Source organism: Bacillus sp. JJ722, assembly GCF_036963345.1.
In the GTDB taxonomy this organism is placed as follows: domain Bacteria; phylum Bacillota; class Bacilli; order Bacillales; family DSM-1321; genus Bacillus_AD.
On sequence record NZ_JBALMO010000132.1, the window covers coordinates 1 to 15,911 of the forward strand.

Sequence of the window (15,911 nt, forward strand, 5' to 3'; positions counted from 1 at the left end):
TTATTTACCAACAATTAATCCACGATCATGAGCAACAAAAAGAATGGCAATTGCATCATCTAGTGGTAACTCACCTTTACCTAATTTTTCACGATGCACAGAACTTAAAGCTTTATCACCATGAACCTTTTTGTCTTCTAATCGTTTCATTACTTTAATTGTAGATTCTAACATATCATCATTACTTGGTTTATACATACGGATTCCTTCTTTCTCATTAGTTTTTTTACTATTCTTTTTTAAGTTATAAGCTTCAGCTATTCCATCTACAATTGCGAGAGCGAACTTTCGTCTAAATGAATCACTTTTTAATAGCTCTGCTTCTTTACGATTCGACATAAACGGACCTTCTACAAGAATAGATGTTGGATTAGTTTCACGGAGCATGTGAAGGTTATCTTCCTTAACTCCACGATCTCTTAATCCTGTAACATCAACAATTGCAATTTGTACTGATGTGGCAACCTTCACTGCATCTTTCAATGTCTTTTTATAAACAAAGGTTTCTACCCCATTAGCATCTGTCCACTGCAAACCACTTCCATGTGCATTCGCGTGAAAATCAATATGCAAATCAGGTTCATGTTTATTAACATTATTTGAACGGGTTGATAGTGGTATATCTTTTTTACCTGTTGGATCATGAACGCCTATAACAGATACTTTTTCACCTTTGCTATCAATGTATTGCTCAATTTCTTTTTTAAAGTAATTAAATACTGCGACATTGAACATAAATTCTCGCATACTGTCATCCGGACATCTTTTACCTGGTGTATGTAACCCATGCCCTGCGCTTCCTGTTATTTTCATTTATATCTCTCCCTCTTAATTTATAAAAAAATAAAAGAGAACCGTTAGGTCCCCTTTGGCAATTGAACTACTTCTTCATTAAGTAACTTCAACAAATTTTATTACCAGAAATACTGATTGGCTTGTACTATTTCAAATTATGCTTTTTTAATAGATTCTTTTGTTCTTTGGCTTTCTTACTTACATAAGTGTTTTTCCAAATGGCGTATAAAGCTACACTCAAAGCAATTGTGGCAGTCAATAAAACGCCGAAAGCATTTATACTTTCGGTAGTAAACCTATCAAATGAAACTCCAATTGTTCCGAAGAACAACAATAATGCAGATAAGAACCCTGTTACTAGAGTTACAATGTCTTTATTCATAATCATTTCCCTCCATTAAACGTGTTAAATAAAAGCACAACTAGTGTAATCAGTGTAAAAATCCACCCACCCCAAGTGAGAATGGAATCGGCAACTGTTTTCTTACCTTTTTTTACAGCTTTCATTTCTTCAACTTCATCTTCAATTCCATCTATTCTTTCTCTTAATCCGTTGTATTGTTTAATCAGATTACGAGTTTCCTGCATTTCAAGTGTCAACTTGTTTATTTGTTCAAATAAATCCTTATTCGAATACCATTGCTCATCAGCCATTGTCACACCCACTTTGTTCAAAATAAAAAGACGAGCATAAGCCCGTCTTAGAAATACAACTATTTTTTAAAATAACATCATGTGTAAAGTTAATTAGTAATATATTATTAAACTAATAAGAATCCTCTCAGCAACAGTGATGGATTGGATAACAACAATGTCCATGATGGAAACCATGATGGGACGGGTAACCGCCATAACCCATACCATAACCAGGTGAGCCGCCATAACCCATACCATAGCCTGGGAAACCACCATAGCCCATGCCAGTGCCTGGGAAACCACCATAACCCATGCCATAACCTCCAAAGAATTGTCTTTCCATTTTTATCTCCTCCTCGAATTGTTTCAAAATAGTGTATGTGTCCATGTTCAAGGAGGTATAGATTACTGCCTATTGTTATTGATCTGGGATATAGTCATAACTAGTCATTTTGCTAGGTGTTGCAACATTCATTGTCCTCTTTACTCAATAAAAAATACACCTCAATAGGTGCTCTCTGTTTATTGCGGTATTGGTTTTTCTGCTTTCTGTTTATCTAAAACAGCCCACACAACTTCTTGCAAATTTGACAGTTTCGGAACCTGTTCGCGTTCATATTCTCCATTAGGTTTTACATTTCTTGTCCAAATAGCTACCAATCCACTGTTTTCATCAAACATTACGCCTTACCTCCTACTATCATTGTTAATTCCATAATCGCTTTTTCATTTTGAATATTGCGCTGTTCCTGGTATGCAGCAATTTCCGACATTTCAATTAAAGAAGATTCAAGTTGAGCATTTGTAGCTTCTAAACGTTCAGTTTTCTCTTCTGGTGTTTCTCCATCAAAATACTTTTTAAACCCGCCTAGCACACCTTTCTCATCTCGTACCCTTACAACAATAGGCATTATTCAGCCACCCCCGAAATTAATTCAATGGATTCATCAATATCTACTGAAGTTCTAGTCAATGTGATTTTAACAATAACATCATCTTTAGCTTCGGTTGTATTATAAATAAAGGTATCTTCCACAATACCTGGTTTACCATCTATAGGAGTTGTTCTGTCCAGTATCATGTCAACAAAGCCCTCTTGTTCACCTGTCAGTGTCATACTAACTTCTGCTTTTGCTGTGAAGTTTTCACCTCTCTGAACCCATAACAAGATTTCTTTGGACTTACCAACATTGACCTTGTAGTAAGCAACAGATTCTATCATTGGAGTTGAAATTTTGGTCTTATTAATTTTTTCTTCAATAGATGTTTTAGCATTATAGGAATCTACTACTTCTATAAGAATTGTATTTTCACCATCCACTAAGTCTTTCAATGATAAATCAAATGACCAATTATTATCTTTACCTCTGTAGATTTCCGTGCTTAAACCACCATTTAATCTATATGAAACAATAACTTCATTTCCGTCTACATCTGCACACGTACCACTCACATTAAAAGAATCATTGTTAATAATACAAGTGCTTGGATCAATAGGATTAACAGTTAAAGAAGGAGCTCTATTTGGCACTACATGGAACGTCCGTATTTCTTCTCTTGAGATACCGCCTTGATCGTCTTGTGACCAAACCTTTAATGTATGTGCTGCACCTTCAGCAAGTTCATCTGTTATTGCTTTATCGTCATCGTATAATTTTCCTGATTTAAATACTAGCTGCTTATTAAATACAATAGGTGTTTTACTAACCCCAGTATTTAAAACTTTTCTTGGACCATTATCGATTTGATAATAAGCAGTGACAGATTGTTCATTGTCATTGTCTATTGTGCTACCTTCTATAACAAATGAACTATTTTCATATAAGATTTGGTTGTTTACTGTATTCAACGTTACTGAAGGTAGTTTGTTTCCTATATATGTTCCTGTATATTCTACGCTGTTAACCGTTTCATATATCACTGGAGTCCATTGACCAAATACCCCCGAAAATGTTGGGTCATACAAAGTAGATGGAAATGAACCATTAACAGATGATATTGAACCATCGCTCCAATTCCCACCACTTTCTCTAGCTAAGTAAATAATTCCGTTATTGTTTTTAAAAAACACATTTAATTTACCTAACTTATCTACAGTTATTGAAGGCGTTTTTCCATACCCAATAAATATAGGAGATGTCCATGAATATCCTCCATCGGAAGACTTTGAATAATGAACCCTATCGTATGTTGGAGAATCATAATGAAGCGCGTACCACGTCACATGTATAATACCGTCTTTATCTACTATTGCGGATGGTGAAGATTGACTATAATACCCACCTTTGTAAACAGGGTTACCAGTCCAAACAGAATTAAATCTGTAACAAGTTATCGCCATTTCGTCTGCTAATTGTGTCTCAAAAAGTATATTTGGAGTACCGTTTCTAATTATGATTGACGGATTTACAGACTGCCACGAATGAAAATTTGTAACATTCATAACCGAACCCCAGGACAAACCACCATCTGTACTTTTAGCGTATCGAATATTAAACCAACTTTGATAACTTACGTTTCTGCTAGCCCAAGCCGCGTGCAAGTGTCCGTTTGCTGGATCGATTGTTATGGATACTTTCCCCATTACTGTTTGATTATAATCAACCTCTGTATAACCAGTATAACCAGTGTCTTTATTAAACCTAAAAAATCGAATAGCAGAATTACTGTAACCCAAAAGCATGCCGAATTTATTAGGATCAATATTAACTAAGCAGACATCTTGAATAGTAGAAGCGTTAGTAGTATAAAATTGATTCCATGTTTCCCCACCATTTTCTGATTTGTAAATAAACACATATTCTGATTTGCGCACAACACTAAATAACCACCCGTTAGGTAAAATAATTAGTTTGCGACCACCATTACTAGCCGTTGTATATCCTGCGCCACTTACTAATGTTGACATTTAGACCACCTCCACTTTGTAAATATCCCAAGTTCCAAATTTCAATTCTTTAATTTCTGTATCGATTACAACTGTAGACCTTGCTACTTTAGCACCTTTCTTATAGCCATTTGTTAGAGCTTGGACAGTAATAGTTCTATTAGCTTCATCAATTGCTGTAATCTGCTTATTTTCACTGTTAGCATCATCGTATATAGTAATCTGGGTAAAAACTTTGAATCCTTCTACATTATCAACTTTAAGTACTGTAGTACCTGCAGCAACAGCTTCTATAATATCTGCTTTAGACTTGTCTAATACAAACTTAGAAGATTCTGTACCATCGAAGACATCAAAAAAAACACCTGATGATCCAGGTGCTTTAGTTAGCATTTCAATAGAAATATCACGTCTTTTATCGTCTCGTTCGTTTTCATCAATTCTTACATGCGCGCGAAAAATTCCATCTTCGAAATTATTTGCTCTTTTAGCTGTGAATTTTGTACCTTCTTCAATTTCTTCCCCAGTAACAGGATCTTCAAGCTCGTCAAACCAATCCGTCTTAACATAATGTTCAGTCTTCATGAAAACACCTCAATGCTTTGTTTAATAGGGAATACTATCACAAATCCGTTCGAATTCTTATTATAGTTGTAAGTTTTCACATAGAGTTCCCTGCCGTTTGTATCAACAAGTGCTGCTCTTGTAATTAATCCGATTTCTTCGTCAAGATACACGTATTTTCTTAATTCGTTTCCATTCTTAACAGTCCGATATATTTCTTTTTCGATGTCTTGTCCATTTATCGTGACCTTTGCTTTTTTGATAAACGTATCGATAAATCTTAATGTTTCATCAACTAACAATGATTGTATTTCAGCCATTTAATCGCCTCCTGCCGAAAACTTTCCGCATACTGGATACTTCACTTTAAAATCATAAGTATTACCTTGTACTACAAGTGGTACATCAGCCTTCATTCCTGGCATTGGTGCTGTTCGGAATTTATTCGTAATTCTATATTTCACAGGAAACGTATAAGAAAGTCCACTCAGTTTTAAATGCTCTAACATTTGATTGATTAGAGTAATTATCATAACTCCTGCTGGTTTAATTTGTCGTAACAGTTGATACGGAATTTCTTTTGTTGATTGTGAAAAATGAAATAGTAGTGAAGCCGGTTCTTCAAAATCACTGCTCCATCCTTCTTCCAAACGCAAAAAATCCTCACCCATATATGCTGTGAGAATAGTATTTATCGCTTCTATATCTGCTTCAGATAGATTGATAATGATTTGTATCTTAATCCGTTTACGATACTCCACATCATCCATGTTGCCGCGTTCGCAACCAACATCTTGTCCATGAAAATCTAACTTTTGTCCTTCTGCTTGATCTATATCTTCATACTGCTGCATAATCCTTAAAATAGTTTGTTTACTTTCTCCTTGCTCAGCTAGTATTTGAAATAACTTATAGTTATTACTGTCCTTATCTTTATAAAAGTGGGAAGGCAAACGCTCTAAATATTGATTTAACAAATCAGACAAGCTTACTCACCTCAATCCTAGTAGTATCTATTTCAGCTACTTGAGTTCGACCAACAAGAATGTTTTCTTCACTGTATGTCTGTCCATCTGTAGATAGGGTTAGTACAACATCAACAACTCCAGGTACTTTTAAAGCAACAACTGCCGATACTTTAGAGTGCACCACGTTTTCAGCCATACCTAAGCCATTAAATATCTCGCTATCATATTCACCACCAATGTATTTAATAAGTTCCTCTTTTACCACTTCATCACCATTCAACGGATAATTAGCATTAGTTTTCACACTTACTTTTGCATATATTGGAATGGTTCCGGCATAACTAAATCCAATTTGATGCGGGTTATACTTTTCATCTAAAACTATTAGTACTTGACTCCCGTATGCCCTTATACCACCTGGCTTGTTAGCGAAAATCTTCTCGGCTATATTTTGTGGTTCCCCACCTAACACAACTACTTCGAAAGAATGTGGAGGTCGTCCATCTTCATCTTGAACATTGCTTTCATTTTCAAAAATCAAGCAAGATCGTACTCCTTCAACTTCATCAAGGATTTTAGCTCTCATTGAATCTATACGATTTGTTCCTTCTTTCGCCGGGCTTTCAAAATACCTTGCTCGCAATTGTTCATTGGTTTCACGATCTTGCCCATTACGAAAAGGAATAGAGTTAGATACACTTATAAGACCAACTATTGGTGTATAGATTGTATTAATCTCATTGATTTCTGCATTACCTATTTCTCCAGCTTCGTTACAAATAACAACCACGTCATAAATGCCATGGGTTGTCGATATCACTTCAGAAACGGTACTGTATTTTACACCAGTTGCTTTCCCAACAATCGTCCCAGCTTGTACAGTTGTATTACCCATCAATTCAAGCTGAACAAGACCATCTGCTTTTAACCATTTTTTACGGCTCATACTTCTTTTCTTTACGGCATAATCCAAGTTATTGTCTTCAGCAAATGCAACATGTGGCGAATAATATAATTGTTCCATTAGTTCATAATCTTCGGATCTTGTGTATGCTTCTAATTGCAGCCATTTGCCTAATGGAGTACGTTCACTTAAATCAACATCTGCACCCAACAATACTCTAGCTCGTTCCTGCATTTCTAAAAGTAAGTCCTCATATGTTTTTCTATAAAATCCTTTAGAAGTTAGCACTTATCACACCTCCTCCTGTAGTTGTAGCTTCGAAATCTATTTGTAATTGTCGGTGGTATGGATCAAAATTAAATGTTAATTTAGTAATCTCTTTCAATTGAGGTTCTTGTAAAATAGCATCATACAAAGCTTCGGTGATATCTCGCTCATTCACTTTTTTCCCTTCTACCACAGAACGATTAAACCCATAGTTTTCATTTAACAACCATTCCCCAATCCTGGTTATAACAAGGTGTTTTATATTTTGTATAATTAGATCCTCACCTTCTACGTATGACTTAATATCAAAGTCGCCTTTATCATCTAATTTAAAGCTTTTCATTTTTTCACCTTCTAACCTGAAACAACGTTATTACTTCCGCCGACAATTACACCGTTCCCTCCAGGATAAATGACTTTATCACCTAGCCTTGCTATAGCTTTTCCATTTACTTTAACTGTTGTTGAACTTGCTACAATCTTTCCAGTTCCACAATGCGGACAATCATGACTCACTAAGTCGTTATCTCTTGCTTGTTTCATACCATTGGTAAAAGTATTAGTACTCCCTTCTACTATTGGACCTGAAACAGAGTGAGGACAACAAGGTGCGCCGTGATTACACGTCCCTTCATGCTTGTCAGTAACTCTAGCCACTCTAGACAAGTTATCACCCCTCGTTAAAATTGATCATTTGACCTGTAATATTCACATTTTCCTTCGAAATAATATCAATATCTTTTAGTGCTTCCAGTAAAACAGAACCATCTTTTCGAAAAACTAGCTTCGTATTGAAGTCATCCTTTGTAGCGATGATTAAATCATCTTCGTATCCAACCGGTAAAGGTTTCGTAAATGGAATGATTCCTCCAACAATAACAGCATCATCTATCCCCATCATGCGTACTGATTGCTCACTGTCTCCATATAAAACGAAATCGATATCTCTTTGTGAGAATACAACAAGAACTATATCTCCCACTTCATAAGGTGCTCGAATAATAAAATGGGTTGTTTGAATAGTGTTAACAGGAACATTTTGAATCAATGGAACATCATCCTCGTAAAGAGGTGTGATATCTGCTTGCATCAAAACTGGATCAAAGCGTTCAATTCTCGCGAAGCAACAGGTGTGTAAGCTACCTACTAAATTATCCGTAAAATCATCAAAAAAACTGTTTGCTTCTTTCATAGAGGGAATACCTCCATTTCAGTATAGTGAGTGTTACCGTTTGAATTATGCATTCCTTTACTTACTCTGAATGTACCGTTTGCCGTTTTACTCTTTAAAATAATCATACTATCAACTGTAATACGATGATCAAGAAGAACCTTCACACTCCAACCTTTGAGTGTTTTCTTTTTTTCTTCCCCTGCATTACTTTTTTTATCTGGTTCAGCCTCTTCTTTCTCAATAGGAGTAGGTGAACCAATTAATCCAGTTCCTTTATTTACTTGGTAAGCAATCTTAGATGATTCATTTTTACCGCGAATGAAGATTTGTTTTTTATTGATATGAACCTTTGCGTTACAGTCTTTAGCTACTTCTATAGTTGCTTTACTAACAAGACTATTAAAAGTCTTCCCTGACTTATAAACATGATTTTTCGGTAAACTTAAATCACCTGTAACTAATCCTGTTTTACTAATTAAATCCTTTAGAATTGTTTTTGCATCTATAGGACCTTTATAAGCCTTTTTAATTTTCTCCTTGTTCCATTTATCACCGCTATCATCCACACATTCAATTTTCGTTTTCTTATCTACTCCCTGCCATTCGGTTGTAGTTTTTTTAATAAGTCCTTCGAAAACAATGCCATAGTCATCAACATAACCAGCTTGTAAAGTAACTGGAGAATTCTTCTTTAAGCTTGCAATCGTACTATCTTTTAAGTTGTAAATCTCTATAGTAATCGTATTTAATTCTTTAGAATCATCAAAAGCAACATCAAAATTAATCGTTAATGGATCTGTAAATGCTCGGTTGTTAATCGTTACTATATTTTTACGAATATATAAATCATTCATTGATACCCTCCACCGCTATAAAGACGGTTTCTCCAAACGTTACATATGTTAACTCAATAGCATTATTAGCCCTTGGTACAATCTGTACCTTAGGTAATTCTGGATGACTTAGTTGGCTAAATAACGGTTGATTTAGCACCATTTTCTCTCCGTAACAAAGAACCTCACCATTCTTAGAAAGACCAACTGTGAAAAAATCAGACTGTACATTATAAGAAACTGACAAACTAAATAGTTCTCCTGTTAATTCAACTTCAAATTCACAAGGAATATCCTCTTTATTCAGTTCAATCATTTCTTCTTCACCTGCTTTCTACCAAGATTCTTTTTTGATTTTGTACGTTTGTTAACAGCTCCACTTGTTTTGACTGTTTTCCCTTGTTTCACAACTCTAATTTGCTTCAATGACATGGAAAAAGTGTATCCGTTTTTTACTTTTACATCTCTATCGCTACTAAAAGAAGTAATGGCTACATTATCTAACTTTGTCTTATAAGAAAAAGTTAGAAGAGTGCCTTTTTCCTCATACTCTTCTAACTTCTTTAACTTCTTTTCATCTTTATCTAAAATCAAACCACTGATAGATAAAGTCGTTGGTTGTTTTTCAATGTGATCTGTCAGTGGTTCTCCATCTTCTATAGCGTGGTCAGTAGTGTTCACATTTTTTCCTCTGCCTACTTTATCAATGATATTTATATAAACATCACCTAGATAAGGCATATTTCTCACCTCACGCCTGTTTCATATTCATTTGCATCCAAAAGCGTTCTATTTCCTTCCTTACTTTTTCTGCTATATCCTCACTATTTTCACCAGTTATATAAAACTGAAATACGTTCTTATCATTTGGTGAATTACCTGATGAAGTAGACCCGCCATTTTCGGTTGTTGCACTTCCTCCATCCATGTTGAGATTTGGGGTACCATCTGGGTTTTCTGTTAAGACCCCTGCACTTCTTAGAGCATTAGATTGTTTGGCTGTTAAAATCGCTTCATCTTTATGCACTGTCGCTTGGTATCCGTCCCACGGAACTCGCGCTAACCCTGTGGCATGGGAACCATCACCACCCATTTGAATAAGACCATTACCGCCCATAATTTTCGGCAATCCAAAACTCGGCATTTTAAACTTTTTCACGGCACTCGCGAAACTATTAAATTTCTCTATTGCCCAGTCTATTGCATCAGCTATGCCGTTAAAAACAGTGGTCATGGTATCTAAAATCGGTTTAGCGACTGCCCACATGTCTTTTACTATAGTTGCTATTTTAGGAATTAAAGGCACTACTACTTCATTCACAAGAAACATAACTACGCTACCGACTGCTTTAAATAATGAAGATGCAATACGAATAATAGGATTAATCACATTAAAGACAGTTGAAATGACTTCTTTTGCTACCGGGAACAAAGGAACGATTACACTATTAATTAAAGTTGTAATTACATTAGATACCGTTGAAAATAGCCCTTTTACAGTAGATATAGCAGGTTGCATTGCTTGAAAAGCATTCATTATAAACTCTTGTGCAACCGGAATTAAAGGAATAACGACTTCATTCACAAATCCCATTATGGCTGAACCAATAGTGACAAAAAGGTCCTTTACCGGTGACACAGCTACTTGAATCGCACTAAAAGTTGTTGCTATACCTTCCTTAATTTGTGAGAAACTCGGCAATAAAGATGTTAGAAAAACAATCACATCCGTTACTTTCGAAGCAACATCTATCAAAATCGCACCAAAAGGCGCTAACACTGGGACAAGGTCTCCAATAACTCTAAAAATATTTCCAAATATATTCATTAATTTCGGTCCGTTTTCTTGTACAACAGCTACAAAGGTTTGAAACCCATTCGATTCACTTAATCCAGCAGACCACTGTTGGAACCTTTCAGTTAAACTAACTAGTCCTTCTTCCATACTTGCACCTATTGGAGCGAATGCTTGCAGTAAGCTAAAGAAACCACTAAGTACGTTACCACCTATAGTTGCAAAGTTTGCAATACTACCTGCTGCATTTATTTCTAACCAGGTGAAAAACTCTTTCGCACCAGAACTATCTAATGCACTATTCATATCCTGCATGATTGAAACGACCATACTTGATACTCTACCGATAGTAGGTCCTAAACCTGTTAATAATTTTTGAGTAAATTGCAAACCTTCATTAAATGCGGCAAATATAGGTTCTTCAAATTGCTTAGTAAACCCACCCCAAAAACTTTTAAATCCTTGTAAATTTTTCAAAGCTTCTTGCTGGGATTTGCTCATACCCTCGTATACGGCTGCCAACTCTTTTTGTGCTGCAATTCTCTCTTCAGCACTATCAGCATTTGCTATCTGTTCCTCTAATTTTGCTACTTCTGAAGATGCTTCGAATACACTACCAAGTACAGAAACTGCAACAGCTCCAAATGCTGCCGCACCGATATCAGCTGCTGCAAATGATGCAGTTAAACCTACCATTCCTGCAAGTAAAGGTGCAGCTGCAGCACCCGCCCCACTAAACGCTCCAGATAAGAGACCTAGCTTAGATTTAAGACCCATAACCCCTTGTGACATTGCTCCAAAAGAACTTTCTGATCCTTGTATATCTATGTCTACATCAGTTTTACTTAAATCATTCAATGCTTTCCTAGCTTCGATAGCATCCTCTCGAATATCATCTAACCCATTGAATCCGGTTGACATTTGACTAAGATTTCGTTCGACATCATCAATCTCAGAACCGAGTCGTTCCATACTGTCGCGAACGTTGTCTACAAGCTCATCTACACGCTCAATATCACGACTTATATCATCGTCAAATCGTATACCTACATACAAATCACGAACGGCACCACTCATTTTTTAACACCGCCTTTGCTTTGGCGTTTCTCATAACAAGCCGCAAGATGCTCTAAAATGACATCGGCAGACCATGTTTCAATTTCTAAAGGTGTATAAGCAGGGAAATACTCAGGAATGACATACTTCCACCACTCTTTTCTTGCTTTTTTTACATAAAAAGAAGGAACGTCATTGACGCTCCCTAGCTTAAGAATTATTTGATTTTCTTTTTCGTTGAAATCGAAAGGCTGCCATTGTTACCTCTTCAAGCTCTTCCCAGTCTTCGAAATCATCCATTTTCAAACCGCTTGGTTCTGCTACAACGTGCTCTAATAATGCTGGCATTGCTAACGTGTTTAATAGCTTACCGTGCTTATCTGTGATACGATCTACAATCTGTGCCCATTTTGATGGAATTACACTCTGAAATGTGTATTTATTTTGTAACGTGCTAGTATATTCTTCTGTTTTCATTTGAAAAGCCATAAATTATTCCTCCTTTAAATGAGCTACATGAATTTGAACTTCTACACCTTGAACCTCTGTACCATAAGTGCGAGCTGGCATCTTTAAAATTCTCGCTTCAGTTCCTCCAGTTTTATAGGTTCTTGTGTTACTATCTAAAATTGAGATAGGGAATATCTTCTTTGATTTACGCAATTCTTGTAGTTGCGGTAAAACAGCTGAAGTCTGTTTGAGACTAAGCGTAATAATACCCGTATCGTCCGCACCTTCTGCATAAGTTACTTCTCCATCAGCTCCTACATGTGGAAAAACATCGTCTTCGTTTTTCTCAACCGAAATAGGTTCTCCATCCATATATCCTGTGATAATAAATCCAGCGACAATAGTAGAAACTTTTTTGAAATCATAATTTGTTGTAAACATCTAATCCCCTCCTTAAATTGCTAAAACGCCATTAATTGTTACCTCTTCAATAGCACCGGCAATTGTTGCTTTCCAAGGTATGTCTGGTAATTGACGTTTAGCTTTTGAGTTAGTAGGAATATCTTCGATTTTTGGAATTGTAATTGTATATTGATAATCATCGTTTTCAATTGCGATAATTCCATTTTTCCCTGCTAAATCAAGCGCTTTTTCAATTTCAGCTACAGCTAGGGCAATCCCTGCGCTTGTGAACGGAACTTTAGGCGTCCTAACTAACATGCCAAAAATGTTCTCTGTAATCTTTGCTGTAATAAAATGTTCCCCTTGAATAACATCCATGTATTCGCCACTAGTAGCCACACCATGACTAGTAATATTTACGCCACCTTCAGTAATGTACGTATTACAGTTATTTTCATGGATTTTGTTAATTTTCGAATTATCAAAGTCAACAGGCGCAACACCAGCAATGTTTTTAAATGTCCAGGTATAGGACCCAATTGTTAGTGGTGCCAATGATGCTACTAAACCTTCAGCAGGATAAGATTCTGGCTCATTATGGATCAGCAAATGAACATTGTCGTATTTGCCTTTCAACTTAGCATATAGCATTTCACTTGCAGAAGAAGCAACGTAAATCTTATCTTGTGTACTGATCCATTCTGCTAATGCTTCAATCTCTTCATCACCTTGTTCAACTGAAGTAAGGTAATAGAAATCATTGTGTGTTTTGATTAACGTATTTAATGCTGTTACCAGATCTGTTGGTGAACCTGTTTCTGAATCATATTGAACGCCGAAAATGGCAATCTCAGCTGGCTTCGGATTTTGTCCAAACATTCGTGATAACATCTTGTATTCTTTAGTATCTGTTGCGAAGTCATCTACTGCATCCGAAATATCTCGATATACTTTGTATTCGAATGGTTTACTTGTTGCGAAAACAAGTGGTAACCCAAACCCTTTTTCAGATACGGGCTTTGTTTGTCGCGTAATATTTACCGTTACGAAACGATTACTCATATTTTCAACTCCCCTATTTTATTAAAGTAATCAACTTGTCTGCTTTGTTCGTCTGTTAACCTCAGTTGCACATCAAAGCCGTGCTTATGCTCATAAGAGTCGACTAGGAAAGTCGTTCTTGCTTCAACATTACCAACTGAAATAATAGCGATATTTTGACTCTGAATGTATTCCTGGCCCAAAAATAAAAACCACTTTCGAACCTGTAAAGCCAGGTCGATCGCAGTTTCATCATTAGTCGCATATATGTTAAAAGAGAGAACCGATTTAAATTGTTCCTCATGTATTATTAAAAAGTCATTACCGGTATCTATATATGACTCATTCTCTTGCCCTACGTCTTTAATGTAAGGTGATGTCACGTTGTATACACCGTATGGCAAGGCAAGTTTTGAGCCTTTTTGATAAGCTTTTATCACTCGCAAACCAGTATCTTTGTATATTTGTGCTATGAGACTTTTGATAGCTATTATCATTTCTGTCTCCACCTCATGAGATAAATATAAACATCAGCATAGTCACTATAATCATCTTTAAAATTTTGAATGGTATATTCATCATCTTTATACAGCACTGTGTTTCCTATTTTTAATTCGGTAGTTACATACACCTTTTTATCCTTCTCACTGTATGTTCCTGCTTCAGAGTATTTCAGGTCATCTTCTGATAGAGGGAGTACAATCCCTCCAGTAGAAACAGGGGTTTTACTGCCTTCTACCCAGTCACCGCTATCAGTCCAATATCCTTCTGATTGTTTAATATAAGTGAAAGGGACATAAAATTCATCAACGAAATCTGCAAATTCAAATTGTTTACTCACCTATCCACCGCCTATTCAATCTTATGACTGATAGAACCAACTAAACGACCGCTATCAACCAAAGGATTACTGGAACCTTTTCTCTCAACCGTCATATCACTATTGGCAGGGCCTCTTAGATTCCTTATTTTCTGTTGAATCTTTCCTGCAAACTCTAATCCAATCATATTCATAAAGATTTGTGGATCTACTTGATTTTGGAGTACCAGTGGAGCAAGATCTTCGATTTTCTTGGCTATATCATCTACGCTTTCATCGAAACCACTGCGAAGAAAAGAACGTTCTGGAATGACAATTTTGGTTGTCTCCTTTTTTAACGGAAAGCCATTAGCAGCAAACCATTTCCTCATTTTTTCAGTAACAGTGATTTCAGTTCCATACTCATGTACAGCTGCAATCATCGATAGCTCTGAATCCTTCCCTAAGATGCCAACCTTAATCTGGTTCTTATCGAGTTCCTTTAGATTCCCCGTTAACTCTCTTACATTGCTGGTATCTCGTATTGTAAATCGACTCATACAAATTTCACCTTCTTATATGGCCTGAGATAATCTTGTACATCCTTTTGTGTCGCACCTTGAAAAAATGATTTACTCATATCCCCTAGTGACTGAGATGCTACATTTGAATTTTCTCCCATTGATTTCACAAGTAATGCAACAGCCCTTTTAACTCTACTTGGTAAACCATCTTCAAATTGATTATTACACTCTGTTTTGACGTAATCTATTGCATCTTCAAGATTGATTGATAAGGTATCATCTTGGGACGTATCATCGGTAGGTATTTTTAGACGTTTTTTCAATTCAATTAAATCCACTTCTTTCTCACTTCTTTCAGGACAAAATAAAAAACACTCATGAAAATAAGTGTTTTGAATATCTATATTAACCGCTAGCTCTCATATCTTTATCTGGGAACTCATTATTACGATGATATCTAATCATGTTAGCGATAGCTCTAACTGCATGTTGACCTCTACTGCCATCCTCAGATGCTAATGTCACATTGGCCGCTTTATTAAAGTCCAATCGATCAACCTCGATTAAACCATCTAATTTATCTTTTGTTAATCCATATTTGTAAACCATTTTTTCATCGGTCACAATTACTTTAGACAAGTATGTTAGCATCATCTGGCACTCCCTCTATATATTGAAAAATTGAAAAATTTATATTAACCACTGGCTCTATAATCTTTATTTGGGAATTCATTATTGCGATGGTATGTAAGCATATGAAAAATCGCTCTCTTGGCATAAAAGCCTATACTGCTATCGGCACTGCCTGTCATTTTT

Annotated in this window: 26 protein-coding genes; all 26 read right to left on the reverse strand. The window is 36.0% G+C overall.

The window, feature by feature from the left end; all coding sequences use genetic code 11:
* Positions 1-813: an N-acetylmuramoyl-L-alanine amidase family protein gene (locus V7014_RS16260; RefSeq protein ID WP_335508484.1), complete on the reverse strand. Its 813-nt coding sequence runs from the start codon at positions 811-813 to the stop codon at positions 1-3.
* 127 nt (positions 814-940) lie between these two features.
* Positions 941-1,177 (reverse strand): phage holin, encoded by a 237-nt coding sequence (locus V7014_RS16265; protein WP_335508485.1) that lies wholly within the window; start codon positions 1,175-1,177, stop codon positions 941-943.
* Between the two features lie 2 nt (positions 1,178-1,179).
* Positions 1,180-1,449: a hypothetical protein gene (locus V7014_RS16270; RefSeq protein WP_335508486.1), complete on the reverse strand. Its 270-nt coding sequence runs from the start codon at positions 1,447-1,449 to the stop codon at positions 1,180-1,182.
* Between the two features lie 127 nt (positions 1,450-1,576).
* Positions 1,577-1,819 (reverse strand): hypothetical protein, encoded by a 243-nt coding sequence (locus V7014_RS16275; protein WP_335508487.1) that lies wholly within the window; start codon positions 1,817-1,819, stop codon positions 1,577-1,579.
* 134 nt (positions 1,820-1,953) lie between these two features.
* On the reverse strand, positions 1,954-2,112 hold the full coding sequence (locus tag V7014_RS16280) for a hypothetical protein (RefSeq protein WP_335508488.1): 159 nt from the start codon (positions 2,110-2,112) through the stop codon (positions 1,954-1,956).
* Positions 2,112-2,342, reverse strand: a complete 231-nt coding sequence (locus V7014_RS16285; protein WP_335508489.1) for a hypothetical protein — start codon at positions 2,340-2,342, stop codon at positions 2,112-2,114. The genes V7014_RS16280 and V7014_RS16285 overlap by 1 nt, the downstream gene beginning before the upstream one ends.
* Complete coding sequence (locus V7014_RS16290) at positions 2,342-4,339, reverse strand: sialidase family protein (protein ID WP_335508490.1); 1,998 nt, start codon at positions 4,337-4,339, stop codon at positions 2,342-2,344. Before V7014_RS16290 ends, V7014_RS16285 begins: the two co-directional genes overlap by 1 nt.
* A complete protein-coding gene (locus V7014_RS16295) occupies positions 4,340-4,903 on the reverse strand; it encodes a hypothetical protein (RefSeq protein WP_335508491.1) in 564 nt (187 codons plus the stop codon).
* Positions 4,900-5,202, reverse strand: coding sequence for a hypothetical protein (locus tag V7014_RS16300; RefSeq protein ID WP_335508492.1), 303 nt, complete (start codon positions 5,200-5,202; stop codon positions 4,900-4,902). The genes V7014_RS16295 and V7014_RS16300 overlap by 4 nt, the downstream gene beginning before the upstream one ends.
* A complete protein-coding gene (locus V7014_RS16305; protein ID WP_335508493.1) occupies positions 5,203-5,868 on the reverse strand; it encodes a hypothetical protein in 666 nt (221 codons plus the stop codon).
* A complete protein-coding gene (locus tag V7014_RS16310) occupies positions 5,861-7,042 on the reverse strand; it encodes a baseplate J/gp47 family protein (protein ID WP_335508494.1) in 1,182 nt (393 codons plus the stop codon). The genes V7014_RS16305 and V7014_RS16310 overlap by 8 nt, the downstream gene beginning before the upstream one ends.
* On the reverse strand, positions 7,029-7,364 hold the full coding sequence (locus tag V7014_RS16315; RefSeq protein WP_335508495.1) for a hypothetical protein: 336 nt from the start codon (positions 7,362-7,364) through the stop codon (positions 7,029-7,031). Before V7014_RS16315 ends, V7014_RS16310 begins: the two co-directional genes overlap by 14 nt.
* An 11-nt stretch (positions 7,365-7,375) precedes the next feature.
* Positions 7,376-7,678, reverse strand: coding sequence for a PAAR domain-containing protein (locus tag V7014_RS16320; RefSeq protein ID WP_335508509.1), 303 nt, complete (start codon positions 7,676-7,678; stop codon positions 7,376-7,378).
* Between the two features lie 13 nt (positions 7,679-7,691).
* Entirely contained in the window at positions 7,692-8,213 is a 522-nt protein-coding gene (locus tag V7014_RS16325) for a Gp138 family membrane-puncturing spike protein (RefSeq protein ID WP_335508496.1), read from the reverse strand.
* On the reverse strand, positions 8,210-9,049 hold the full coding sequence (locus tag V7014_RS16330) for a phage protein (RefSeq protein WP_335508497.1): 840 nt from the start codon (positions 9,047-9,049) through the stop codon (positions 8,210-8,212). Before V7014_RS16330 ends, V7014_RS16325 begins: the two co-directional genes overlap by 4 nt.
* On the reverse strand, positions 9,042-9,344 hold the full coding sequence (locus V7014_RS16335) for a phage baseplate plug family protein (protein ID WP_335508498.1): 303 nt from the start codon (positions 9,342-9,344) through the stop codon (positions 9,042-9,044). Before V7014_RS16335 ends, V7014_RS16330 begins: the two co-directional genes overlap by 8 nt.
* The gene (locus V7014_RS16340; protein WP_335508499.1) at positions 9,341-9,769 is read right to left on the reverse strand and encodes a phage baseplate protein; all 429 of its coding nucleotides are present in this window, start codon (positions 9,767-9,769) and stop codon (positions 9,341-9,343) included. Before V7014_RS16340 ends, V7014_RS16335 begins: the two co-directional genes overlap by 4 nt.
* Before the next feature lie 10 nt (positions 9,770-9,779).
* The gene (locus V7014_RS16345; protein WP_335508500.1) at positions 9,780-11,900 is read right to left on the reverse strand and encodes a phage tail protein; all 2,121 of its coding nucleotides are present in this window, start codon (positions 11,898-11,900) and stop codon (positions 9,780-9,782) included.
* Positions 11,901-12,089: 189 nt separating this feature from the next.
* Positions 12,090-12,368 (reverse strand): hypothetical protein, encoded by a 279-nt coding sequence (locus V7014_RS16350; RefSeq protein ID WP_335508501.1) that lies wholly within the window; start codon positions 12,366-12,368, stop codon positions 12,090-12,092.
* Positions 12,369-12,371: 3 nt separating this feature from the next.
* Complete coding sequence (locus V7014_RS16355; protein ID WP_335508502.1) at positions 12,372-12,770, reverse strand: phage structural protein; 399 nt, start codon at positions 12,768-12,770, stop codon at positions 12,372-12,374.
* Positions 12,771-12,782: 12 nt separating this feature from the next.
* On the reverse strand, positions 12,783-13,793 hold the full coding sequence (locus V7014_RS16360) for a DUF3383 family protein (protein ID WP_335508503.1): 1,011 nt from the start codon (positions 13,791-13,793) through the stop codon (positions 12,783-12,785).
* A complete protein-coding gene (locus tag V7014_RS16365; RefSeq protein ID WP_335508504.1) occupies positions 13,790-14,269 on the reverse strand; it encodes a phage neck terminator protein in 480 nt (159 codons plus the stop codon). Before V7014_RS16365 ends, V7014_RS16360 begins: the two co-directional genes overlap by 4 nt.
* Positions 14,266-14,613, reverse strand: a complete 348-nt coding sequence (locus V7014_RS16370; protein ID WP_335508505.1) for a hypothetical protein — start codon at positions 14,611-14,613, stop codon at positions 14,266-14,268. The genes V7014_RS16365 and V7014_RS16370 overlap by 4 nt, the downstream gene beginning before the upstream one ends.
* Before the next feature lie 11 nt (positions 14,614-14,624).
* Entirely contained in the window at positions 14,625-15,131 is a 507-nt protein-coding gene (locus V7014_RS16375; protein ID WP_335508506.1) for a hypothetical protein, read from the reverse strand.
* Positions 15,128-15,433 carry a head-tail connector protein gene (locus V7014_RS16380; protein WP_335508507.1) on the reverse strand — a complete coding sequence of 102 codons (306 nt, stop codon included), beginning with the start codon at positions 15,431-15,433 and terminating at the stop codon, positions 15,128-15,130. The genes V7014_RS16375 and V7014_RS16380 overlap by 4 nt, the downstream gene beginning before the upstream one ends.
* A gap of 67 nt (positions 15,434-15,500) precedes the next feature.
* Positions 15,501-15,746, reverse strand: a complete 246-nt coding sequence (locus V7014_RS16385; RefSeq protein ID WP_335508508.1) for a hypothetical protein — start codon at positions 15,744-15,746, stop codon at positions 15,501-15,503.
* Between the last annotated feature and the right edge of the window lie 165 nt (positions 15,747-15,911).